This is a genomic window from Streptomyces regalis (assembly GCF_001509475.1).
Taxonomy (GTDB): domain Bacteria; phylum Actinomycetota; class Actinomycetes; order Streptomycetales; family Streptomycetaceae; genus Streptomyces; species Streptomyces regalis.
In genome coordinates this window covers 69,851-93,578 of sequence record NZ_LLZG01000231.1, presented here as the reverse complement: position 1 = coordinate 93,578, position 23,728 = coordinate 69,851, and the positions used below count along the sequence as shown (strand labels likewise).

Below are 23,728 nucleotides of genomic sequence, written 5' to 3'. Positions count from 1 at the left end.
GGGACGGGGACCGTCCGCCGGCACGCCCGCCGACCATGGTCCGCCCGGCGGCCACCGAGGGCATGGTGGCCGTCCCCGCCGGCCAGTTCCTCATGGGCAGTCAGGACGCGCTCTCCTACCCGGCCGACAGGGAAGGCCCGGTGCGGACGGTGCGCGTGGACGCCTTCTGGATCGACGCCTGCGCGGTGTCCAACGCCCGGTTCGCGGCCTTCGCCGCCGAGACCGGACACCGCACCTCCGCCGAGCGGATCGGCTGGTCGTTCGTCTTCGCCGGGCTGCTCCCGGACGACTTCCCGCCCACCCGCGCGGTGGCGGCCGCGCCCTGGTGGCGGCAGGTCGAGGGTGCCGACTGGCGCCATCCCGACGGTCCGCACTCCAGCTGGGAGGACCGGGCGGACCATCCGGTCGTCCACATCGACTGGGATGACGCCCGCGCCTACTGCGCCTGGGCCGGAAAACGCCTGCCCACCGAGGCGGAATGGGAACGCGCCGCCCGAGGAGGGCTGCACGCCAAGGTTTTTCCCTGGGGCGACGAACTCGAGCCGGGCGGCCGCCCCCGGATGAACGTGTGGCAGGGCGACTTCCCGAACCGCCACCCGACCACCGACGGCTGGTACGGCACCTGCCCCGTCAACGCCTACGAGCCCAACGGCTTCGGCCTCTACAACACCACCGGCAACGTCTGGGAGTGGTGCGAGGACCTGTTCTCCCCGTCCCCCACCGGGCAGGAGCGCGTCGCCAAGGGCGGCTCCTACCTCTGCCACGCCTCCTACTGCCGCCGCTACCGGATCGCGGCCCGACAGGGCCTCTTCCCGGACTCGGCGACGGGCAACGTGGGATTCCGGTGCGTCCTCGACGTGACCTGACCCCCCTCGACTCCACCACTCGGACAACCGCGCGACACCTCGGCGCACAAGGAGTACGACCATGGCAAGACGAACAGGGCAGTGGCGTTGTGGCGCGGCGGGGATGGCCGTGCTCGGCCTCACCCTGACCGCCTGCGGCGGAGCGAAGGTCGGTGAGGAATCCGCCGACGCGGCCGGTTCCGGCAAGTGCGGCACCTTCAACCTCGCGGTCAGCCCCTGGGTGGGCTACGAGGCCGACGCGGCGGTCGTCACCTACGTCGCGGAGAAGGAACTCGGCTGCAAGGTGGTCAAGAAGGATCTCAAGGCGGAGATCGGCTGGCAGGGATTCGAGACGGGCGAGGTCGACGCCATTCTGGAGAACTGGGGCCACCCGGACCTGAAGAAGAAGTACATCACCCGGCAGAAGACCGCCGTCAGCCTCGGTTCCGCCGGAAACAAGGGAATCATCGGCTGGTACCTCCCCCCGTGGATCGCCGAGAAGTACCCGGACATCACGAACTGGAAGAACCTCAACAAGTACGCCTCGAACTTCAAGACGTCCGAGTCCGGCAGCGACGGTCAGCTCCTCGACGGCGACCCGTCGTACCAGACCAACGACGAGGCCCTGGTGAAGAACCTCAAGCTCGACTTCAAGGTGGTGTACGCGGGTAGCGAGACCGCGTTGATCCAGGCCTTCCGGGACGCGGAGAAGAACAAGAAATGGGTGATCGGCTACTTCTACGAGCCGTCCTGGTTCTTCTCCGAAGTACCACTGGTCAAGGTCGACCTGCCCAAGCACACGGAGGGCTGTGACGCCGATCCCGCGAAGGTCGCCTGCGACTACCCCGTGTTCGACCTCGACAAGATCGTCAGCACGAAGTTCGCCAAATCGGGCAGCCCGGCCTACGACCTGGTCAAGAACTTCACATGGACCAACGACGACCAGAACACCGTCGCGAAGTACATCGCGCTCGACAAGATGACACCGCAGGCGGCGGCCAAGAAGTGGATCGACGCGAACCCCGACAAGGTGAAGGCCTGGCTCGGCGGCTGAGGTTCCGGGCTCACCGCTGTGCACTCGGGGGCGTCAGCGTTCGACCTTCCCGGGGAGGACACCCTGTTTCCATGCCGTGCTCCCGTGGTTGATGATGCGCGCCAGGACTCACTCGCCTTCCCCGGCCCACGGCCGGGCTTACCGGTTCAGCGCCCTTCGAATGAACTCGTCTCGCGTGGCCGCGGATGCCCGCGATATGGCCGCTTGGGGGACGAAGCCGTCGGACCCGTGGAAGCCGCCTCCCCACATGTGCAGGTCGACGTTGACACCGGTTGCCGACAAACGTGAGGCGTAGTCGAGCACCTCGTCGCGGAAGGTCTCGACCGAGCCGGTGTCGATGTACGTGCGGGGCAACCCGCTCAGGTCCTTCGCGCGCCGGCGCGGCGTAGGGGGAGACATCCGGTCCACCCCGCCGGTCACCGAGCAACGCGGTCCATCCGAAGAGGTTGTTGTTGCGGTCCCAGGGGCCCCTCACCGTCGAGCATCTGGCTGCTGTGAGTGGTCATCCGGTCATCGAGCATCGACGACCGACGACAGCCACCCGGGCCAGTGGCGCCGCCTCCTGCGCATCTCCCTCGACGGCCTCAGCTGCCGCAACACCGAACCCCTGCCCGAGCCCGCAACCCACGCGGACACACCCAGGAACGACTGACCGAGAAACCTGGGGGGTGTGAGGCACCCCCACCGGGCACGCGTGCTGCAGACGCCACGCCCGACGCCGCGCTGTCGGATCACCGGTCGCGGGTCGGCAAGTCGCCGAGGGGCTTCTCCACCGCCGTGAGGACCGGCAACGGCGCCTTGTCCAGAGGTTCGCGCAGTTCCCGGCCCCGCCACCACCTCGTCGTACGCCGAAACGCCTCCGCGCGCACCTCGTCGATGCCGCGGATGGCGTCCAGCACGGCCTGGTACGCGGCCCGGTCGTCGATGACCGTGTCCAGGCCGCTGCCGAGAGCCAGCGGGCTTCGCGGTGACGACGGCCGGGGATGGCGCTCGACCCAGCTGTACGTGCCGCTGCCCACTTCGTGGCGCGCTCCGGAGGGCAACTCGACGACAGCCCGCGTGTTCGGCGGGACCGGGCATGGAAGGACACCTGATCGCCGTCACGCCGCCATCCCGCTTCCGCGCGTCCGTACGGTGTTTCGTGCCGGACCGAGGCGTCGTCCAGGTCGTCGAGCAAGCTCGGGGCGATGCGGATGACCCGGTACGCCGGTTCCAGCGGGGCGAGCCCGGCGACGCCGCGGTGCAGCCAGTCGGCCACGGCGCCCAGGGCGTAGTGGTTGAAGGAAGTCATCTGGCCCGGGTTGATCGAGCCGTCTTCCAGCATGGAGTCCCAGCGTTCCCACACGGTGGTCGCACCCATCGTGACGGGATACAGCCATGAGGGGCATTCCGTCTGGGTCAAATGGCGTGAGGCGGCGGTGGCATGGCCCGTCGCCGTCAGGGCCTCGCAGATGATCGGGGTTCCGACGAAGCCGGTTGCGATGCGGTAGCCGGCCCGTGCGCGGGCCTTGCGTGCCTCGTCCACGCCCGGCGCGGCCCCTTGGGTGGCGGCAGCGGGGGTGCCGCAGTCGTCGTGAAGCGCCTCGGCCAGGAGGGTTTGCGCGACCGTGCCGTACAGCAGTCCGATGTCGGCTTGGGGCTCTCCGGGTGTGGGCGCGAGCATGTTCTCCAAACGCCGCCGTGTGGCGTTGAGGGATGCGCGGTACGGCAGCGTCCACACCAGGCGGGGACAGCCGGGCATGGTGGGCAGCTGGCGTGCCGCCCAGGCCAGGCCCGCCTCCGCCTTCCCGCTGCCGGTGGGGGCGGCAAGGACGAGGTGGCCCACGGCGTCGCCAGCGTCCCGTTGATGGGCGTGCGGGGGGTGTGGGAGTCGGGCGAGGTAATCGGAGAGCAGCGGCATGTGGGTCTGGACCTGTGCGTGCGCCGAGCCGGCGTGATCGGTCAGGGTGAGGGCACCCTCGGCCAGCAGGGCGAGCAGGCCCTGGTGTGCTTTGACCGGCTGCCGCCATGCGGTGAGGACTTCATCCAGGAGCGCTCTGGCGCGTTCGGCCAGAGTAGGCTCGCCGCCTGCGGGAGGTGGTGGGTCGAGGGCGAGGAACCCAGTGAGCCAGGCCAGGAACTCGTGGTGCGGGCCCCGCGGGACCTGCACCAGCGGGCCTTGCGAGCCGGGCGCGAGGGTGAAGGCGTCCTCCCAGCGTGTGTGCTGGTTGTACAGGCGCGACAGGGAGCCGCTCTTGGCCCGGCGGCTGTGGTCAGTGACGATCGTGCCGCGCAGCGTGATTCCGCGGGCCGCCCGTCAGCGGGAGGTCGGCGAACTCTTCGTCCTCGATCAGCACATCGAGACGGTCCCGCACCAGCACCGCGGGGATTCCCTTCGGACAGGCCGCTCACGCCGTGCACACGTCCAGGCCGGAATCCGCTGATAATCCCCTGGCCACAACGACATCAGGCTCGCCCCGACCTCGGCACCGCCCCGCAGCCCCCACTGAAGCACCGACCGGAACATCTGTCAGCACCCCCTGAAGACCACCAACAGAGTCACTGACTCCTACCACCGGCGTACGACCAACCCGATCTGCCGTCAACCCCAGACCACTCCCGAGTATGACGAACTACCAGTAACGCCGCTTCGCAGCGGACACACTCGCCCCAACTTTCCGCCCAAATCCATTAGTGCAGTTGATGTAACCGGTGTACCCCGTGCACTAATGGCGCATGGACTTCATGGTTCCGGGCGCCACCGGCGCTCCCAACGACTCCGCTGCCACCACCGGCAAGTTCCGCGGCTCCCGGCGCGCCTTCCTCACCACGGCCGCCGCGACCGTCTCCACCGCAGCCCTCGCGGGAACAGCCCACGCCGCGTCACGGCCCGACAGCGGGACGCTCCCCGACTACGCGCCGATCCCCACGTCGGCCTTCGGTCCGTCGCTCAATGAGCTCGGCTACCACGTCGGCCGCGTCAAGGGCAACCTGTACTGGGTCACCGATGCGGTCTACCAGGCGATGTTCCTCACCACCCGGACCGGCGTGGTCCTCGTCGACGCGCCGCCCTCCATCGGGCACAACCTGCTGCGGGCCATCGAAGAGGTCACACGGGCGAACGGCAGGCCCAGCAAGGTGACACACCTGATCTATTCGCACTACCACGCCGACCACATCGAAGCAGCAAGGATCTTCGGCAACAAGGTCGAACGCATCGCCCACGTGGAGACGGACCGCATGCTGTGCGCCGCCCGCGACACGAACCGGCCACGGCCCACCACCACGTTCCGCGACCGCTATACCCTCAAGGTCGGCGGCGAGCGACTGGAACTGGCCCACCACGGACCCAATCACACGCCCGACAACATTTTCGTCTACGCCCCCGACTACCAGACACTCTGCGTGGTGGACGTAGTGGCCCCCGGTTGGGTGCCGTTCCGGAACCTCGAGTTGTCGCAGGAGGTTTCCAACTGGATCAAGGCGAACGAGCAGGTCATGCGCTACCCGTGGACAGCACTCGTCGGCGGCCATGCGGGCAGGCTGGGCATACGTGCGGACGCCGAGTTGCAGATGGACTACTTGGACGATCTGGCCACGCACGCCAGGGCCACCATCGAAGACTTCGACGTCACGCCGTACTTCGAGAAATACGGCCCGTCCGGTAACGCGTACGCGGCAGTGAAGCACTACATGGACGACGCGGCCCGGCAGGTGGCCGAACCAGTGATCGCCAAGTACACCGGGAAACTGGCGGCTGTGGATGTCTTCACCACCGACAACGCCTTCAGCATGCTCCAGTCTCTGCAGACCTACAACGGTCTGAGTTTCGGCGGATCCGGCATCCGGCCGTAACACGACCGGCCTGCTCACCGCTACTCATCTGTCTCCTCGGCCGAGGCCGAGGAGACAGTTCTGGTGGGTCGGACAGGCCGAGCAAGAACTGCAGAACCGAGGGGGTGGGCAGGTGGGCAGGCGAGCGGCCGGGGAGGTCCTCGTCGCACCCCAGCCCGTCCAGCCGGTCTCTCACCCACATCGCCGCCGTACCGTCCGAGTTGCTCGCCCGTCCGCCTACGCCGCTCTCCGCAAGGTCTGCCGCGTGATCCTCACCGTGCAACTGCAGCGCTTTCCCACCAACGCCCCGCTGCGCCGACGAGTGACTGCGGCGACCGTCAGGGCCGAGAGGTTCAACCGGTTCTCGCAAGGGTCTGCTTCGGCAAGCACGGGCGTTTCCGCCGGCAACGGCCCCGTGGAGCAGGGGAGGGCGATGAAGTTCGGTGCTCACGACCGCGGTGACCTTCCACAACGCCTAAGCATCGCCGAAAACGTCCGCCGGCTCCTGGAAGAGGCTGGTAGATCGACCCGGAGGACCTGGCGCACATCTCGCGGTACCTGACCGCGCACATCAACCGGTTCGGCGAATACTCCATCCGCGAACTCGGCATCCAACCCGACGCCTACGCCCCGGCGCTCGATGTGACTTCGCCCCGCTTCGCGAGCAGGACCTGACCGCTACCGGTCTCGGCCCGAGGTGGCTCGACTTGCAGGACCGGTGGACTTCGACGAGTTGGGGCTTCCGTCGTTGACCCCGTTCGTGAGAGGTGAAAGCTGGCCAGGCCAAAGGGACGAGCCCCCATCCTGGCCGCCACGCAGTGGCGGGAATCGTCATATCCGTGTCCTTGCCGCCGTCAGAGTATGTGACCACGATGGATGGGTGAGCAGCCGACGCATCGTCTTCGCCGTCTTTCCGGATTTCCAGATCCTCGACCTGACCGGACCTCATGAGGTGTTCACACAGGCGGCACGTCTCACTGGAGGCATCGTCCTCGAAACTGTGGCTGCCACGCCCGGTCCAGTGCCCTCAAGCGGCGGTCTCGCGGTCTCCCCCACCCTGACGATCGATGAGGATGCAGGGCCGGTGGACACGCTCGTCGCCGTGGGCGGCAGGGGTATCCATCGGGCTTGTGAGGACGGACGCTTCGTCGACTGGTTCGCCCGGACCGCCCATCGTGCCCGGCGTACCGCTTCAGTATGCAGCGGCGCCTTCCTGCTCGGTGCCGCCGGGCTCCTCGACGGGCGGCGCGCTGTCACTCACTGGTCGCGCTGCGACCAGCTGGCCGAGCAGTATCCGCAGGCCACGGTCGACCCCGTCCCGATCTTCGTCCGCGACGGTGAGGTGTGGACCTCGGCGGGTGTCACTGCAGGCATGGACCTCGCGCTCGCCATGACCGAAGACGACCACGGGCCCGAGATTTCCCGCGCCATCGCCCGCCAGATGGTGATGTTCGTCCAACGTCCCGGAGGACAGGCGCAATTCAGCGCCCAGCTCACCGCCCAGCGCCCGGGGCGGGCACCGTTGCGAGACGTCCTCGGCTGGATCGCCGACCACCCCGACTGCGATCTTGGCGTGGCCGCCCTCGCGGCACGTGCCGCGATGAGCGAGCGGAACTTCACCCGCGTCTTCCGTGCGGAGACCGGCCACACCCCCGCCGCGTACGTCGAGAGCGCCCGCATCGAGGCCGCCAGACGGCTCCTGGAGACCACCTCCGCCACTCTGGAATCGGTGGCGCACGACTGTGGCTTCGGAACCGTCGAGACCCTGCACCGCAGCTTCAAACGGACGCTCCAGGTCACCCCCGGCGAGTACCGCAAGCATTTCTCCGCGCACACCGTCGCTGTCTGACGGCGGCGGCCACCTCCGAAGGGGCACACTTATGCGTATCGTCATCCCGCTCTTCGACGGATTCACCGCGCTTGACGTTGTCGGCCCGTACGAGGTCCTTCGCATGCTGCCGGAATCCGATGTCGTCTTCGCCGCCAACGCTCCAGGCCCGTGCACGGACGGCGAGGGCTCTCTCCTCCTCCTCGCCACGGCCTCCTTCCAGGACGTCATGGAAGCCGACATCCTGGTGGTGCCCGGTGGTCCGGACGCATCTCGCAGCCTCGCCGACGAGTCGCTGCTCGACTGGATCCGTCGTATCCACGCCACCACCACGTGGACCACATCGGTGTGCACCGGTTCTTTGCTGCTCGGCGCGGCCGGCCTGCTCGACGGGCTGGAGGCCACCACTCACTGGGGGGCTGTCGACGCCCTGGAGTCGTACGGCGCCACCTACACTGCGCGTCGCGTTGTGGAGCAGCCCGGCGGCATTGTCACCGCCGCCGGTGTTTCCTCGGGCATCGACATGGCACTGCGGCTTGTTGAACTCATCGCGGGACGGGTTGCCGCCGAGGCGTTCCAGCTCGTCATCGAGTACGACCCCCAGCCGCCCTTCGACTCCGGCTCGTATGCCAAGGCGCCCCAGGAAGCGAAGAACTACCTGGCGACACGGCCGCGCCGCTCGGCCCGACCCGGCCCGCCAGCGAGCGCAAAATCCTTGAAGTGACGGCGAAGTTGCCGACCGGGTCCTGTTCTCGTACAGCTGATCCGTTGTTAGCGGCCCGCGAAACAAGCGTTGCACCCCGGCGCCGTTCGAGCAGCAACGCTGATCGGATAGGGTCAGCTCTCGCCGCCCGAGGGGACGTCGAAGGGATGGCTTTCGGGGCGACTGTGCCCCACCAGCCACCATGAGCGGTGTGCATCGTGAAGTTGCAGGTCAAGTGAGCTGGTGTGCGTGGGCTTCGGGGTGCTCATGCTGGTCGGGGATGGATGACTCCCGGCAAGGCCATCGGTCAGCGGGCGAATTCGCGGTTCGTCAGGACCAGCAGGGCCCTCACCAGCGCGGTCGCCCACTTCGGGTCGGTGCGGACCTTGCCGAGCACGCGCCAGTTCTTCAGGTGCGCGAAGCCGTGCTCGACCGGGGCCCGGACCGCGGCCAGCGCCTTGTCGGACAGTTTCTGGCCGCGGGTCAGGGGCCGGTTCCGGGCGGCCTTGTAGCCGGTGATCATCGCCGGGTCGGCATCCAGGCCGCTGTCGTCGAGGCCGACGAAGCCCAGATCGGTGATCGCGCCGAGCCCGGCCGCCCGTAGCTTCTGCGTGAGCTTGTCGTGACGGCAGGCGGCGATCTCCGAGGTGCGTCCGGGCCTGGCCGCCGAGACCCACAGCAGGCGGCCCCGGTCGTCGGTGAGTGCGATCACGGGCAGACCATGGCATTTGTGCTTGCCGGAGTAGTTCTTCCGGTTCTCACCCCCGGTGGGCCGCCGGGTGCGTATCAGGGAGCCGTCCAGCAGTACGACTCCGCCACCGGATCGGGTGATCTTCTTCAGCGCGCGGTCCAGGCGCGGGGCGCGGGCGGCCAGCAGGCCGACGACCTCGCGGACCCAGCGGGTGACGGTGGTGCGGTGCACCCCGTTTCCGCCGGCCAGATCGCCGGGCCGCAGGTCGCAGGGCAGCACCGCGAGCACGATTCCCGCGATCTTCCCCGCGGGCAGGGCTCGCCACGGTGATTCGAACCTCTTCAGGTGGCCACATATCAGGGTGGCGAGGTAGTTCAGGGTGGCGCTCGACAGCGGCAGGCGGGCGGTGTAGACACGGTCGTCAGGGCCCTCGGCGTGAGGGTTGTTTTTCTTCACACCAAACTCAACTGCCGCCGGGGGCCCGCCGGTTACGCCCCGACCGTCATCGTCCCGGTGCGGTTACCGGCGTGCGGTGAACCGTCCGTCGGGCCGCTTGTGCAGCCAGCCGCGGTCGGCAACTTGGTCATCTTCGCCCGCAGCGGCTCCAGTTTCCCACCCACCCCCACCTCCAGTCCCAGCTCCTCGCCCACTGTCCTGACCTGCACCGGACCATCGGCGGTCCGTACGATCGCCAGGATCTTGCGGTGGTCATCGGGCAGCGCGGTCTCGTCCGGGTCATCGCCGCGGTGCGGTATCAGCAGCACCGCACGCCCTGCCACCTGCGCTTTCACCGGAGCTACTGCGGCAGCGGCCTCTACCTTGGCCCGGTCCTGTTCGGCCAGTCGGTGCAGCACCCGCTCGGCGATCACCAACTCCTCCCGCTCCGCCTGAACTTCCTCAAATCGCTTGGCCAGTTCCTCGGCGAGCGCGTCCAACTCGTTTCCGGCGAGCCGTGATCCGCTCCAGCTCGGCCATCCCCGGCTCCCTCCCGCGATCCGGCGGTGCATCCGTACGGCGACGGATCGTAGGCGGTCCCTCACGACAGGCGCAGCAGAACCCGAGAACCGCCCCGGCCGCCCAGTCAGACGATCTCCACCGTGGACACCGGCCACCGACCAGCGCGAGCACGGCAAGACGCCCGCACACCAGCCCCGTGACCTGCAGCTTCACGATACACACCGCTCAATGACGGGGAAGGGAGTTCACCTGCCCACCACCCAGGAAGGCGCCAGACACCGCGTCCTTCCACGCGCTCACGCAGTCACACTGCTGCTCGCCCTGCTGGCGGCGGCTGTTGCCGTCGTCCTCCCCTGTGTCTCGGGCAAGGCACACGCCATCGCCCGCGCCACGCAGACCATGTACACCTCACCGTCCAGCGCGCCCTCGCCCGGTGCCCTGTATGCACGGGCGCTGCGGATGCACCACAGCGGTTCGTCCGACGGCACCATGCTCGCCACGTTCGAGCAGTACACCTCGGGTACGCCGGTTTTCCCGATCTACCGCAGCACCGACGGCGGAAACAGCTGGACGCAGATCTCCAACATCGCCGACACTCACAACGGCTCCGGCCTGCGCTACCAGCCCTTCCTGTATGAACTGCCCACCGCCATCGGCAACTTCCCCGCCGGGACGATCCTGGCTGCCGCCAACTCGATCCCCGCCGACCTGTCGACGACGGGGATCGACCTGTACGCCAGTACCGACCACGGTGTGACCTGGTCGTTCGTCAGCGAGATCACCAAGGGTGGCAACGCCCACAGCAACCTGAAGCTCGCCATCGCGGGCGGCTCCACCACGAATGGTGTGTTCGCAACCCAGCAGACCACCGACAACGCCACCGACCAGCAGTGGCGGTTCGCCCTCCAACCGTCCGGCTACTTCAAGATCTTCAACGTCGCCACCGGCAAGGTGCTGGGTGTGAAGGACCAGTGGCCCGGTGACGGGTCGAAGATCCTGCAGTGGGACGACAACGGCACCCTCCACCACGAGTGGGCCGTCACCCCGGACCCGGCGGGCGGCTTTACCGCCGTCAACCGGCTCACCGGCAAGTACCTGGAGATCCCCAACGCCTCCACCGCGGTGGGCCAGGCGGCCGATCAGTGGGGATACACCGGCTGCGACTGTCAGCGCTGGAACCTGACCCAGGTCGCCCTGCCGCCGCTGGGCGCCGGCCAGTACATCCTGGTCAACAAGAACAGCGGCAAGTACCTGGACATACCCGGTGCCTCCACCACCGTGGGTCAGCAGGCAGACCAGTGGCAGAACAGCACCTGCGACTGCCAGAGGTGGACCTTCCAGTCCGCCGGCGGTGGTGCGTGGAAGATGAAGAACGTCCACAGCGGCCTGTATCTGGATGTCAGCGGTTCCTCGACGTGCGACGGCGCGGCGGTCGTGCAGAACACCTCCTCGGCCGCGACCTCACAGCAGTGGACCCTCACCGACACCGGAGACGGCTGGTGCAAGCTCGTCAACGCGGGCAGCGGCAAACTGGCCGACGTCGACCAAGCCTCCACCGCCAACGGCGCGCCCATCATCCAGTGGACCGACCCCAATGGCACCAACCAGCTCTGGAAGATCGTCCGCATCAACTGAACGAGCCCGCCTGACCGTGGCCCCAGTACCTGTCGCGCCGGGGTCACGGCAGCGGGCGCCCGACGCTGGCGTCGGCCGGGATCGGCCGGAGAGAGAGTGGTCACATTTGGGCCGGCGGAGGGCGACGGGATTGCCGGGGACCTGGCCGAAAACATAACTTGACCCGGCGAAAAGAAAGCCCTTGCCTCCGCAAGGCATCGCAGCGGGACGCTACAGCGCCGTGACGGCTCGCGCCCCGCACGCTCCGTACTCACGCCCCGGCACCTAGCACCCAGGTTGATGCATGCCTCGACGCGCCCTCGCCCCTGCCCTCCTCCTGCTCGGCTCGCTCGCCCTGACCGCTGCCTGCTCCACCGGCTCGACACCGGCGGACTCCGCGCCCTCCCCCGACGGCCCGTCCCGGACGGCAGGGAACGACACCGGCACGCAGGTCGATGTGACCAGACTCAAGGGCGTGAACATCGTCAGCGACAGCAGCACCGACCGCTCCTGCCCCTGGGCCACCAGCTACCCGGCCGTGCCCGGCGCCGACAGGATGACGGCCGCGATGAAGAAGGACGTGGAGGAGCGCCTCGCGGTCTTCCTCGGCACGGACATCGGCGGCCCACCGAGCTGCGGCGGCTCGGCCGGAGCGGCCGGCCCGGAGGGACCCGAGCTGAATGTCAGCTTCTCGTTCCTCGTGGCCTCCGGCGACGTCCTGGGCGTGCGTCTGGCGACAGTCGACCGTACGTCGAACGCGGACGGCGTGAGCACCAAGGCGTACTGGTACGACGGTGCCGCCAAGCAGTACCGGCCCTCCAGCGGGCTCATCGCGGACGACTCCCGGGACGCCTTCGTCGCGGCCCTGAAGAAGCGCCTGGAAGAGCGGGAAGGGGTCACCCCCGACACCGTCGAGGCGGCACTCGGCGACCAGGAAAACCGCGACGCCTACCTCGACGACATGGCCTTCACCGCCGACGGCGATCTGAAGGTGGACTTCGACCGGGGCACGGTCGGCCTCCCCCCGGCCGGCCGCATCTCCGTCACCCTGCCCAAGTCGACCGTCACCCCGTGGCTGTCCGACTTCGGCCACCGCGCCCAGCACCAGAGCACCGACCCGGACGACAAGCTCGACCTCGGTGCCGCCCATACCCCCGCCCCGACCGTCGCCGCCCAGCCGGACCCGGGCGAGGACACCACGGACTGCTCCAAGGCCAAGTGCATCGCCCTGACCTTCGACGACGGCCCCGCCGCCCCCGAGACCGGAACGCTGCTCAAGCACCTCGCCCAGTACAAGGCGCGCGCCACCTTCTTCGTCGTCGGCCAGAACGTCGCCACGCACCCGGACATCGTCCGCGCCGAGATGAAGTCCGGCCACGAGATAGCCAACCACTCCTGGAACCACCCGGTCCTCACCAACCTCACCCCCGCCCAGATCCGCTCCCAGCTGGAACGCACCGACGCGGCCATCAAGGACGCCACGGGCGAGGAACCGACGCTGTTCCGCCCGCCGTACGGCGCAATGGACGACAGCGTCAAGGCGGCCACCAGCCTGTCCCCCGTCCTGTGGGACGTCGACACCCTGGACTGGAAGTCCCACGACCCCGCCAAGGTCGCCCAAACGGTCATCTCCCAGGCCGAACCCAACGACGTCGTCCTGATCCACGACATCCACCCCACCTCGGTCGCCGCCATCCCCGAGATCCTGCGCACCCTCACCGCCCGCGGCTACAACTTCGTCACGGTCAGCCACCTGCGCGCAACTCTTTGAACTCCGGTGGGAACGGCACGGTCGCGGCGGACGTCCTTACGGCCGCCGCCTGCGATCGCGGTGCGCGGACACGTGGACCCGCGTGGCGCACAGGCGTGAGCAGTATGCGCTGCCACCACTTGCCGGTGATGACAGCGCACCCGGTGGGTGGCCTGGAGGACGTGTCTCCGTCAGGCCGGGTCAGCCAAGAGCTTGCTTGTACGTCCAGCCGCCGGAGCCGATGACAGCGGTGGGCGTGCCGATCGAATTACGGCCCCCGGGGTAGAAGCTGACCGAACTGTCGGCCATGAGTCCCAGATGTTCGGGATCTTGTCTGCGTCGACGTCTGGTGTGCCGCGGATGGGGTGCATGTCGGTGTGGTACCAGCCGGAAGCTGCGCACTCACTGTCCGCGCCGCGCGCGGAGGCTGCCGCGGAAGCGAGTGAGTTCAGGTAGACACCTTCACTATCGCTGCTGCTGTGCCTGTGCGAAGCGGTGGGCGGCCGCTGGCGTTGGTGCGGTAGAGCGGGTCGGCGACGTTGTCGCCGGTAGTGTCCGGGATGCTGACGATGTCGCGCACCAAGGACGATGAGCAGGTCCCGTCCTGCGGCTTGCCAGATCAGTGCCAGAACCACAGTCCATGCGGGTGCCGCCCCGGCCGATGCCGCACAGGCCATGTGACCAGCCGCGCTGGGCGTTCGGGACGGCTGCCGTGCCCCGATGCTGGGCACTGGGCTCGCGATGACCGGGTGCAGGCCGGAGGCCCGCGAGCGACGCGGCGTGCCGGTGAGTAGCCCGGCACGGATGACGCGTAGCAGTCATTCAACGACGTATGTCATCACATGAATCGGCGGACGAGGGTCCGCGGAGCGCGTGGGTGGCCGGGCCCGCCCCCGAGGTGAAGGGACGCGCATGGCACGGACTGGCGCCCACGGCACGGAAGCCGCGGCCGGAACACTGCCGACCTGGCCCCGGCGACCGGCCTGGCGCACGCGGTCGTCGAGGTCCTGGTGGACCGCATCGCCAGCGGCGACGTCACGCCGGGCGCCTCGCTGCCGACCGAGCAGGAGTTGTGCGAGAGCTTCGGCGTCAGCCGCACCACGGTCCGTGAGGCGGTCAAGAGCCTGGAGGCCAAGGGGCTCGCGCGGGCGCGGCGAGGCTCGGGCACGACCGTGACCTCGCCCGACAGCTCTGGTGATCCTCGACCAGCTGGTGGCGGTCCGCTCCGCGATGGAGTCCCAGATGGCCGGGGACGCGGCGACGCGCGCTACCGGGGAGGAGCTGGCCGCGATCCGGCACACCCTGGGGCCGTTGGACGAGCAGGTGTCGACGCCGGAGAGGTTCACGGAGACGGACGTCGAGCTGCACGACCTCAACATGAAGGCGTCGGGGAACACCCTGGGCCGGTCGATCATGCGCATCGTGCACGCCCAGGCGCGCACCGCCCGGCTCTACACGGGCATTGCCGACGCGACCGCCTGCTGCGCGGCCAACGACGAGCACCGGGTGATCGTTGAACGCCTCGAGGCGCGGGGCGCGGCGCAGGCCATGAGCTCCCACATCGTGGATCAGGCGGCGAGCCCCGGCGACCGGGCGCGCGCGGAACGCAGCGGAGGCGTGAGCGGAGCGGGCCCGGCGCCGGACGCCCTGATACGCGTGTGCCCCCGTGCGGCGGCCGACCGCCGCACGGGGGCACAGCGCTCTCACCTCACCGCGGGCCGATGCCCGCCAGGCCGACGTTGCTGTTCCACTCCTCCACCCACGCGGAGCCGAAGCCGTCCGTCTCGTTGAGGGAGGTGGTGTCCGCGTCGAACCGGCCCGTCTCCGGGTCGAAGGCGAAGTCCGCCGGTTCGTCGCCGGAGACGTTGTAGGAGTCCCAGTCCGGGTTGAAGGTCGCGATCGACGGGTCTTTGGTGTGGTAGAACTCGCCGGTGTTGATGCGCACCGAGCGAGTCAGCACGCTGTTCGAGGGCACGTAGAGCGAGTTGGGGTCCTTCCAGACATAGGAGGAGGTGCACTCGTCGGTGCCCACCGCGGTGCAGGGCTTGCCGGCGGCGTCCACCGGCACGTACCAGTCCTTCAGGCTCGGGTACAGGTCCTCGTAGTGCTCGTACCAGCGCCGCACGTTCTGCTCGGTGTTGGTGAAGCCGCTGCCGTCGCCGACCCGCAGCATGTCGTAGAGGCGCTCGATGATCACCTTGGCGTTGGGGACCGGCAACTGCTTGTTGTGATGGTGGTACAACCAGTCGTGGCCCATCTTCTCGACATCGAGGAAGACGTTGTCCGAGGCGACGTTGGCGCGGCCGGAGTTGAAGTACAGGGCGTCCTGGCCGGTGTCGAAGACGTTGTGGTGGATGATCATCCCCGACATGCCGTCGTCCATGTAGACGGCATGGGTGTCGTTCGCCCGGCCGATGTCGCGGAAGTAGTTGTAGGCGATCTCGTTGTTCAGGTACGTGAAGTCGCGCCCGGAGTAGATCGCGCCCATGTCGCCGGAGCCGGTCACGAGGGTCTCGAAGCGGTTGTGGACCACCCGCATGTCGTTGCCCATGATCTGGATCGCCATGTGCGGCGCGTCGTGCACGTGGTTGTGGCGGAAGGTGTTGCCGACGCCGTAGAGGTAGCCGGCCGGCGTGTAGGTGGTGGCCTGCTTGGAGAAGTCGTATATCTCGTTGTGCGCCACCAGGTTGTTGCCGCGCTCCAGCGTTTCGCGGTCACCGCCGGCCAGGAACACCCCACCGCTGCCGAGGTCGTGCAGCACGCTGTTGATGACGCGGTTGTGGTGCCCGCCCCGGCTGGTTTTGTACTCGGTGACCGCCGTGATGGTGTCGGTGGCCTCGCCGATGGTTATGGCGTCCAGGCTCACGTTGCGGATCTCCACGCCGTTGACCGTGCAGGACTCGCAGTCCAGCATCCGTATGCCGTTGCTGGTGGAGCCGTTCATCCCCAGCCCCTTGATGGTCACGCCGGTGACGTTCTCCAGCGTGAAGAAGGGCTGGTCGAGCGAGCTCAGGCTGATGTCCCTGCCTTCCACCGTCCCGCCGGGCGGGTAGTAGTAGAGGACGTCGTTCCCCTCGAAGCGGTCGATGTAGTACTCGCCCTCGGCGTCCAGCTCGCCGAGTATGTTCTGCGCGACAAGGGAGAGCGCATGGGTGGAGGCGCCGTACATCGACGGGTAGGCGGTGCGTATGTGCCAGCCGTCGGCCTCGCCCTCGTCGTTCAGGCCCTCCGGGCTGGTGGAGGCGATGCGCACCCGGTCGTCGGCCCAGTTGAAGCCGAAGTAGCCGGTCAGCCAGCCGTCCGTCTCGTAGGCGGTGTTGTCCGCCTCGCCGCCGCCCGAGGGATCGTAGGGAGGGGCCCAGGAGGCGCACCGCTCGCGCACCCCCGAGCCCTGGACGCTGAAGGCCGGTCCGCGCAGCCGGAGCATCTCCTCGTACGGCAAGGTGGTGCCGTCCTTCGACTTGTCGGAGAAGTGGTTGCGCGCGCTCTCGCCTCCATTGCGCACGCTCAGCGCCTCGCGGCCGAGGTGGCCGCTGTTGGGGTACTGCGCCAGAGTCTGGACCACGTTGTCGGTCAGCAGCTGCGGCGCGTAGGGCTGCGGCTTCCAGTTGAAGCCGTTCTTGTTCATCTGACCGGTGGGGACGGACTCCGCCCCCAGGTCGTACACGTACACCTGGTCGGCCACCTCCTTCGGCACGCGTGAGCGGGAGGAGAACCGGGAGTCGTCCCCCAGTACCTCGGCCAGCGGCACGAAGCGGTCGGCCGGCAGCGTCGTCACGCCGGTGAACTCCACGTCCTCGCCCCGGTAGGCGGCGTACGTGACGTGGCTGTTCTCCTCGCCGGACAGCGCCACTGACTCCGACACCTCGTAGGTGCCCCCGCGAATCCAGACGCGCCCCCTGTGGCTCTTGCTGGTGCGGCCCGCCAGGGCGTCCCTGGCCTGCTCAACGGTGGCCAACGGGTCGCCCCGCGTGCCGGAGGCGTCCGCGCTGCCGTCGGCCGCCACGTACACCACGATCTCGGCCTGCTTCTGGCCGCCCGCCGCGGCCACCGGCATCCCCGCCGTGACCGCGGCCGCCGCCGCGACGGCCAGGGCGCCGGTCAGTCTCTTGCGCATGTCTCCCCGTCCCTCCTGACACGATATACATCAGACGTATGACCTATAGCTCCGGGACCGTAGCGCTCCACTCTCCGCGGGGCAAGGAATCGGACAGGGTTCATAAGACGTCATTCGTATGATAATTTCCGGGTCCGCTGGCCACGGCAGGCAAGGAGCGCATCGCGAATGAAGATCACTGAGTACCGCAGCCTCGGGACGCCCCACCGGTGGGGGCGCCGCGTCGGGGACGCGGGCGGCGTCGTCGCCGTCGGTGTGACGGCGGTTCCGGTCCTCCTGGTGGAGACCGACGGCGGATTCACCGACGTGAGCCTCGGCCCGCAGTCGCTCGGCGCGCCCGACGGCGAGGGCGTCACATCGAGGGGACGGCCATGACCCGCCCCCGCGCGACCTTCGCGATGAGCTCGGGCTCGCTCGTGCCGCAGTTCTTCCGCCCGGACCTGCTCGACGAACTGCGCCGGCACGTCGACGTCGACCCCCGGCTCGTCCTCACGGAGCTGGACTCCGACGCGGCGCGCCGCACGCTCGCCGCCACCGAGATCCTCCTCGCCGGCTGGGGCGCGCCCGTCCTCACCCGCGCCGACGACGCCCCCCGGCTGCGCGCCGTCGTCTACGCCGGAGGCGTCGCCGCCACCTGCCTTGAGGACCCGCGCGGGCTCGCCGCCCGCGGCGTAAGGGCGGCCAACGCACGCGCCGCCAACGCCGTGCCGGTGGCCGAGTTCGCCCTCGCCATGATCCTGCTGTCCAACAAGGCGGTCTTCCGCGCCGAGCGCATGTACCGCGAGCGGCGCGCCTTCTTCGACCGGGCCACCGAGCTGACCGACACCGGCAACCACCGGCGCACCGTGGGCATCGTCGGCGCCTCCACCATCGGGCGCGCCCTCATCCGGCTGCTGCGCCCCTTCGACCTCGACGTCGTGGTCTACAGCCCCGAGCTGACGCCCGCACTGGCGGCCGAGCTGGGCGTGCGCGCCGCCGGGCTCGACGAGGTGATGGCCGCCGGCGATGTCGTCTCGCTCCACCAGCCGCTGACGCCCGAGACCACCGGCCAGATCGACGCCCGCCGTCTGGCGCTGATGCGGGACGGCGCGACCCTGCTGAACACCGCGCGCGGCGCCGTCGTCGACCACGAGGCGCTGCTGGCCGAACTGCGCTCCGGCCGCATCCGTGCCGTGCTGGACGTCACCGAGCCCCAGCCGCTGCCGCCCGGCAGCCCCTTCTTCGACCTGCCCAACGTGGTCCTGACCCCCCATGTCGCCGGTTCCATGGGCGGCGAGCTGCACCGCATCGGGGAGAGCGTGGTCGCCGAGGTGGCCCGCTTCGTGGCCGGAGAGCCGTTCGCCCACCCGGAGAGGCTGGACGAGGCATGAGCCATCCCGCCGAGCGCCCCGCCACCGGGCACATCCCGACGCGCCCGCTGCGGCGCGGCCCCGCGCTGACCGAGCTCGGCTTCGGCGCCGTCCAGTTGGTCAACCTCTACCGCCCCACCAGCGACGAGGAGGCCGCCGGCGCGGTCGCCGCGGCCTGGGACGCCGGCGTGCGCTGCTTCGACACGGCGCCGCACTACGGCCCGGGCCTGTCGGAGCGCCGTCCGGGCGCCGCGCTCGCCGGCCGCCCCCGCGAGGAGTACGCCGTCTCCACCGAGATCGGCCGGCTCCTGGTCCCCAGCCCCGAGACCAACGCCGCCTGCTACCGCGCCCGCCCGCCCCACGCGCCGTGGGACGAACTCGCCACCTGCCACCTCATCCCCGGCGAAGGAGCCATCCGATGACCGACTCCGTCCCCACAGCCCCGAACGTCGCCGCCCTGGCCCGCTGGCTCGGCAGCTGGGTCACCGGCGAGGGCGCGATCAACGGGTTTCACAACCACAGCGTGTGGGGCACCAACCCGGCCACCTTCCAGGACTTCACCAGCGGGCACGCCGCGTTCTCCGCGCCCGCGCTGGGGGCGTACGCCGAGGCGCTGGCCGCCCACCCCGACGAGCGCGGGCTCGAGCTGTGGCGCCGGATGATGCGCTACCAGGCGCACGCGCTGCAACCGGACGGCCAGTACCGGCACATCGGCTTCCAGGTCGGCGAGTCCGCCACCAACGGCCTGATCCACAACGCCGCGGGCAGCCTCGGCCTGCTCCTCGGTCTGCGTCACGCCGGCCACCTGCTGCCCGCCGACGAGACGGCCCACGCGCTCGCGACGGTCCGGCGCAACCTCGACGCCTGCGAGAAGTACGGCGGCGGACGCCCCGGCGAGCTCGGCACCTGCAATCAGGAGTACGCCCGGGTGTGGGTGAAGCTGCTGTACACCGAGTTGTCCGGCGACCCCGCCTTCACCGACCAGATCCCCGAGGACCTCGACACCCTCATCGACCTGTTCCACCACCCGGGCGTGCCGGACGCCGACAGCGCGGGGGCCTTCCGCGCCGTCACCGACCGCCACGACGGCGGCATCCTCGAACCCACCGAGTACTACGGGCTGATGACCGCGCCCCTGGTGCACGCCGCCCGCCGCTACGGCGTACGCCGTTACCTGGATGAGGCGCTGCGCCTGTGCCGCCACGTGGCCCGCTCCTGCTGGACGGACGGCGACGGCCTGACCCGCTTCCACCGCTACTGGTACATCACCAGCGACGGCCGCGCCCTGAAGACCGACACGCCCATGCTGATCGCCGGCATGGGCCTGACGCTGCACGGCATCGACGAGGTGCTCGCCGAACAGCCCGACCCGGAGCTGGCGGACTTTGTCGCCCGCTGCCTGCGCACCTACGCACGTCACCAGACGCCCGCCGGCTACTTCACCTCCGCGACCGGCTGGCACAACGAGGCGGACGTCGCGCCCTCCACCGCCTGGCACGCCCACGACCTGCTGTTCCTGACCTCTCACGGCCTCGGCCGTGCCGGGCTGCCCGACGGCTTCTGGGACACCGTCTTCACCCCGGGCCACCGGCAGTCCGTGCTGGCCAGCGACCGCGCCTTCTACGCCGAGCACGGCCCGCACTGGTGCGTCCTCAGCCCGCTCACCGCAGGCGACCTGCACCTGTACGGCCGCAAGGACCGGGCTACCTTCGCCCGCGAGTTCTTCGCCTGGACCGACCGCGAGGAACTGCCCGCGGAACTCCGTTACCCGGACCCCCCGATGTTCTTCGTCTCAGGCGACGGCATCCATCGCGTCGACCCGAGCGACCGCCCCACCGACGTGTCCGTCATCGGGCCCCTGCCCTACAAAGGCACCCTCTGACGCCCTGCAAGGGGCGCCCTCTCGCACCCGCACAACACTGAAAGACCTGGAGACAATGATGTCCATACTCAGACGGCGCACCGCGCTGGCAGCGGGCGCGAGCCTGCTGCTCCCTCTCGCCCTCGCCGGATGCGGCGACAACTCCGCCGGCGGGGACGCGAAGAAGGTGCGCATGCTGGTGAACCTCACCGACAACCTCAACCAGGCGTACTGGGAGAAGCTGGTCAGCCCCTTCGAGAAGAGCACCGGCATCGACGTCCAGATCGAGGGGCCGACCGGCAAGTCGGTCGCCGAGACCTTCCCGCAGCAGCTCGCCGCGGGCACCGCCCCCGACGTGATCCAGTCGATCTACCCCGACGCCAACACCGCGCCCGAACTGCTGGACCTCTCCGACCTCGACTGGGTCGACGGCACCCCGATGGTCGACACCTACTCCCTCGACGGCAAGCGCTACGTGGTCGGCGTCGGCTCCCAGGCCCAGTCCCTGGTCTTCTACAACAAGACCGCCTTCGACAAGGCGGGCATCGACAAGACGCCCACCACCTGGAAGGAGTTCACCGACGCCCTCGGGCGGCTCGACGACGCCGGCTACACGCCGATGCAGACTGCCGGGCAGTACATGACCGGCCTCCAGCTGCAGCAGCTTTTCCACCCCGCACTCAACACCAGCCACCCGAAGTGGCAGACCGCCGTCACCAAGGAGGAGCTGAACATCGGGGACGCCTACCAGCCGATGTTCCAGCACTACGCCGACTGGCTCAAGGCCGGCTACTTCGCCAAGGACGACGTGGGCCTCGACCCGTCCACGGCGGACGGTAACTTCGTCGCCGGCAAGGTCGGCGTCTACCCCAACGGCAGCTGGTTCCTGGCCAGCCTGGACGCCGCCGGGAAGCTGCCCTTCGAGGTCGGCGTCTTCTCGCCGCCGGTGGACGACGGCCAGTCCTACCCGGGGCCGCAGGGCGCCACCATGGCCGACCCGTACATGATCTGGGAGGGCTCGGGCAACGTGGACGGGGCCAAGCAGCTGGTCAAGTACCTGGCGACCGACAAGACGGCGATCGAGACCCAGCTGCGCGCCGACGGCATCTTCCGCCAGGGCACCGACCTGGAGCAGTCGCCGCTGGCCACCGAGGTGCAGGCCATCGTCGACAAGGCGCCGGAACTGGTCTCGGTGGGCGAGGGCGCCGGCGACAACCGGCTGCCGGTCACGGGCTTCAACCCGAAGTTCACCGAGATCGTCCAGAGCCTGTACACCAGCCGGACGCCCGAGCAGGCGGCCCGGGCGATAGACCAGTGGGTAAGCGAGAACCGCTGATCATGACACGTAAAGCATGGGCGGGGCGGCGGGGACGGAGCCAGGCGGCGACGCGCGCCGGCATGGTCGTCCCCGCCGTCATGATCTACGTCGGCCTGCTGGTGGTGCCCGTCGGCTACGCCGTCTACTACAGCCTGACCGACTACAACGGCTTCCCCAGCCAGACGCCGGAGTTCACCGGCCTGGACAACTACCGCGAGGTGTTCTCCTCCACGGACATCACCGCCGCGATGGTGGTCACCGGCATCGTCGCCGCGGCCGGAGCGGCGCTCGTCAACGTGGCGGCCCTCGGCCTGGCGTTGCTGCTGCGGCAGACCAACCGGTTCAACACCTTCGGCCGCATTGTGATGTTCTACCCGCACGTGCTCAGCGCGCTGGTCGTGGGTTTCCTGTGGCAGGCGCTGCTCGGCCCGCAGGGCGTGGTCAACGCGATGATGGAGAAGGCCGGGGCGTCGTCGCTGCCGTTCCTGTCGGACGAGACGTGGGCACTGTGGACGATGATCTTCGTGATCGCCTGGGCCCTGTTCGGCGTGCAGCTCGTGATCTACCTCGCCGGTCTCCAGACGATCTCCCCCGACCTCGTCGAGGCCGCCAGGATCGACGGAGCCGGCAGATGGCAGGTCTTCCGCGCCGTGACCTGGCCCTCGCTCGCCCCCACGGTGACCGTGGCCATCATCACCTCCTGCCTCTCCCTGCTGAAGACGTACGACGTGGTCGTCTCCCTCACGGGAGGCGGCCCCGCCGGGTCCACCAAGACGCTGGCGTACAACATCCTGGCCGTGTCCTTCCCGGAGCGCCGCGTCGGGCTGGCCTCGGCACAGGCGGTGGTGCTGGTCGTGGCCGCGGCCGTCCTGGCGTTCACCGTTCTGGCGCTGCGGCGGCGGGCCGAGGAAGGAGCGGAGTCGGTCGGATGAGAACCTCCCCACGGCTGGCGGGCACGGCGCGCGTGGCGTTCGTGTCGCTGCTGTCCCTGTTCATGCTGGCGCCGATGTACATCCTGGTCATCAACGCCTTCAAGGACCAGCAGGCCATCCTCACCAGCCCATTCACCATCGACCTGGGCTCGGCGACCACGAAGTACCTGGCCGACGCCTGGAGCAACCCGGACTTCAGCGTGCCCTACGGCTACGCCGTCACGCTGCTGCTGGTGGCGGCCGTGAACGCGCTGTCCATCGGCGTGTGCACGTCGGCCGCCTACGTGCTGGCGCGCACGCCCACCCGGGTGTTCCGGCTGGTGCTGATGTTCTTCGTGGCGGGCATGTTCGTGCCCACGCAGGTCATCCTCATCCCGGTGATCTTCGTGCTGCGCGGGCTGGGCCTCATGGGCACGCTGCCCGGCCTGATCCTGTTCCTCACGGCGACGACGATCCCGTTCACGCTGTTCGTGTTCGTCGGCTTCATCCGCATGCTGCCCCGGGCACTGGACGAAGCGGCGGCCATCGACGGCGCCGGCGCCCAGTACACCCTGTGGCGGATCATCTTCCCGCTGATGCGGCCGATCGTCGCAACCGTGTTCATCCTGAACGCGCTGAGCGTCTGGAACGACTTCGCCAGCCCCCAGGTCATCCTCGGCCCCGGCAGCGACGTCTACACGGTCACGACCGGCGTGTACGCGGCGGTCGGCGCCTACTCGGCCGACTACACGAAGGTGTTCCCCACTCTGCTGCTGGCGGTCATCCCCATTCTCGTCCTCTTCGTCGTGCTGCAACGCCACGTCATGAGCGGCCTGGCCGCGGGGTCGGTGAAGGGCTGACGGGGGTTCCCGGGCCGGCTGGGGGTCTCGGCGCCGGCGCGCGAGGACAGCGGCTCC

Annotated in this window: 20 protein-coding genes and 3 pseudogenes; 17 read left to right on the top strand and 6 right to left on the bottom strand. The window is 69.2% G+C overall.

Features of this window, described 5'->3' with window-relative positions:
• Positions 1-35: 35 nt before the first annotated feature.
• Positions 36-866, top strand: coding sequence for a formylglycine-generating enzyme family protein (locus tag ADL12_RS23490; RefSeq protein ID WP_244188023.1), 831 nt, complete (start codon positions 36-38; stop codon positions 864-866).
• Positions 867-927: 61 nt separating this feature from the next.
• Complete coding sequence (locus ADL12_RS23485) at positions 928-1,899, top strand: ABC transporter substrate-binding protein (protein ID WP_062704801.1); 972 nt, start codon at positions 928-930, stop codon at positions 1,897-1,899.
• Between the two features lie 138 nt (positions 1,900-2,037).
• On the opposite strand, the gene ADL12_RS23480 is transcribed toward ADL12_RS23485, so the two are convergent.
• From ADL12_RS23480 to ADL12_RS58555, 3 genes and pseudogenes are all read right to left on the bottom strand, one after another.
• A complete protein-coding gene (locus ADL12_RS23480; protein ID WP_425265145.1) occupies positions 2,038-2,298 on the bottom strand; it encodes an alpha/beta hydrolase in 261 nt (86 codons plus the stop codon).
• 332 nt (positions 2,299-2,630) lie between these two features.
• Positions 2,631-2,918, bottom strand: a complete 288-nt coding sequence (locus ADL12_RS58560; RefSeq protein WP_062704799.1) for a hypothetical protein — start codon at positions 2,916-2,918, stop codon at positions 2,631-2,633.
• Positions 2,919-3,040: 122 nt separating this feature from the next.
• Positions 3,041-3,562 (bottom strand): annotated as a pseudogene (locus tag ADL12_RS58555) (alpha-L-rhamnosidase-related protein); the annotation flags it as partial.
• A gap of 571 nt (positions 3,563-4,133) precedes the next feature.
• On the opposite strand from ADL12_RS58555, the gene ADL12_RS54185 reads away from it, so the two are divergent.
• From ADL12_RS54185 to ADL12_RS23455, 4 genes are all read left to right on the top strand, one after another.
• Complete coding sequence (locus ADL12_RS54185) at positions 4,134-4,322, top strand: hypothetical protein (RefSeq protein ID WP_159053259.1); 189 nt, start codon at positions 4,134-4,136, stop codon at positions 4,320-4,322.
• 292 nt (positions 4,323-4,614) lie between these two features.
• Positions 4,615-5,733 (top strand): MBL fold metallo-hydrolase, encoded by a 1,119-nt coding sequence (locus ADL12_RS23465; protein ID WP_244188022.1) that lies wholly within the window; start codon positions 4,615-4,617, stop codon positions 5,731-5,733.
• Positions 5,734-6,592: 859 nt separating this feature from the next.
• Entirely contained in the window at positions 6,593-7,561 is a 969-nt protein-coding gene (locus ADL12_RS23460) for a GlxA family transcriptional regulator (protein WP_062704796.1), read from the top strand.
• A 31-nt stretch (positions 7,562-7,592) separates the two neighbouring features.
• The gene (locus ADL12_RS23455) at positions 7,593-8,264 is read left to right on the top strand and encodes a DJ-1/PfpI family protein (RefSeq protein WP_062704794.1); all 672 of its coding nucleotides are present in this window, start codon (positions 7,593-7,595) and stop codon (positions 8,262-8,264) included.
• Between the two features lie 286 nt (positions 8,265-8,550).
• Here the strand turns inward: ADL12_RS23455 and ADL12_RS23450 are convergent, their stop codons facing one another.
• Positions 8,551-9,390 carry a transposase family protein gene (locus tag ADL12_RS23450; RefSeq protein ID WP_062704792.1) on the bottom strand — a complete coding sequence of 280 codons (840 nt, stop codon included), beginning with the start codon at positions 9,388-9,390 and terminating at the stop codon, positions 8,551-8,553.
• Positions 9,391-9,422: 32 nt separating this feature from the next.
• Entirely contained in the window at positions 9,423-9,869 is a 447-nt protein-coding gene (locus ADL12_RS56710) for a hypothetical protein (protein WP_244188021.1), read from the bottom strand.
• A gap of 250 nt (positions 9,870-10,119) precedes the next feature.
• Here ADL12_RS56710 and ADL12_RS23440 point away from each other — a divergent pair, with 250 nt between their 5' ends.
• The 4 genes and pseudogenes from ADL12_RS23440 (at position 10,120) to ADL12_RS23430 (ending at position 15,046) form a co-directional block, all read left to right on the top strand.
• Positions 10,120-11,526 carry an RICIN domain-containing protein gene (locus ADL12_RS23440; protein ID WP_062704790.1) on the top strand — a complete coding sequence of 469 codons (1,407 nt, stop codon included), beginning with the start codon at positions 10,120-10,122 and terminating at the stop codon, positions 11,524-11,526.
• A gap of 283 nt (positions 11,527-11,809) precedes the next feature.
• Positions 11,810-13,276, top strand: coding sequence for a polysaccharide deacetylase family protein (locus tag ADL12_RS49260; protein ID WP_063806718.1), 1,467 nt, complete (start codon positions 11,810-11,812; stop codon positions 13,274-13,276).
• A 944-nt stretch (positions 13,277-14,220) separates the two neighbouring features.
• Positions 14,221-14,418, top strand: a pseudogene (locus tag ADL12_RS57770) (FadR/GntR family transcriptional regulator); the annotation flags it as partial.
• 31 nt (positions 14,419-14,449) lie between these two features.
• Complete coding sequence (locus ADL12_RS23430) at positions 14,450-15,046, top strand: FadR/GntR family transcriptional regulator (RefSeq protein ID WP_062704788.1); 597 nt, start codon at positions 14,450-14,452, stop codon at positions 15,044-15,046.
• Here ADL12_RS23430 and ADL12_RS23425 read toward each other — a convergent pair.
• Positions 14,964-17,372 carry a right-handed parallel beta-helix repeat-containing protein gene (locus ADL12_RS23425; RefSeq protein ID WP_062704786.1) on the bottom strand — a complete coding sequence of 803 codons (2,409 nt, stop codon included), beginning with the start codon at positions 17,370-17,372 and terminating at the stop codon, positions 14,964-14,966. The genes ADL12_RS23430 and ADL12_RS23425 overlap by 83 nt on opposite strands.
• 168 nt (positions 17,373-17,540) lie before the next feature.
• Here ADL12_RS23425 and ADL12_RS23420 point away from each other — a divergent pair, with 168 nt between their 5' ends.
• From ADL12_RS23420 to ADL12_RS23390, 7 genes and pseudogenes are all read left to right on the top strand, one after another.
• Positions 17,541-17,747, top strand: a complete 207-nt coding sequence (locus ADL12_RS23420) for a hypothetical protein (RefSeq protein ID WP_062704784.1) — start codon at positions 17,541-17,543, stop codon at positions 17,745-17,747.
• On the top strand, positions 17,744-18,742 hold the full coding sequence (locus tag ADL12_RS23415; protein WP_062704782.1) for a hydroxyacid dehydrogenase: 999 nt from the start codon (positions 17,744-17,746) through the stop codon (positions 18,740-18,742). Before ADL12_RS23420 ends, ADL12_RS23415 begins: the two co-directional genes overlap by 4 nt.
• A pseudogene (locus ADL12_RS23410) lies at positions 18,739-19,050 on the top strand (aldo/keto reductase); the annotation flags it as partial. The gene ADL12_RS23415 and the pseudogene ADL12_RS23410, both read left to right, overlap by 4 nt.
• Positions 19,051-19,139: 89 nt before the next feature.
• Positions 19,140-20,603 (top strand): hypothetical protein, encoded by a 1,464-nt coding sequence (locus ADL12_RS23405; protein ID WP_062704778.1) that lies wholly within the window; start codon positions 19,140-19,142, stop codon positions 20,601-20,603.
• A gap of 58 nt (positions 20,604-20,661) precedes the next feature.
• Positions 20,662-21,918: an ABC transporter substrate-binding protein gene (locus tag ADL12_RS23400; protein ID WP_244188020.1), complete on the top strand. Its 1,257-nt coding sequence runs from the start codon at positions 20,662-20,664 to the stop codon at positions 21,916-21,918.
• A 2-nt stretch (positions 21,919-21,920) separates the two neighbouring features.
• Positions 21,921-22,832, top strand: coding sequence for a carbohydrate ABC transporter permease (locus ADL12_RS23395; protein ID WP_062704774.1), 912 nt, complete (start codon positions 21,921-21,923; stop codon positions 22,830-22,832).
• Complete coding sequence (locus tag ADL12_RS23390; RefSeq protein ID WP_062704772.1) at positions 22,829-23,671, top strand: carbohydrate ABC transporter permease; 843 nt, start codon at positions 22,829-22,831, stop codon at positions 23,669-23,671. The genes ADL12_RS23395 and ADL12_RS23390 overlap by 4 nt, the downstream gene beginning before the upstream one ends.
• Positions 23,672-23,728: the final 57 nt, after the last annotated feature.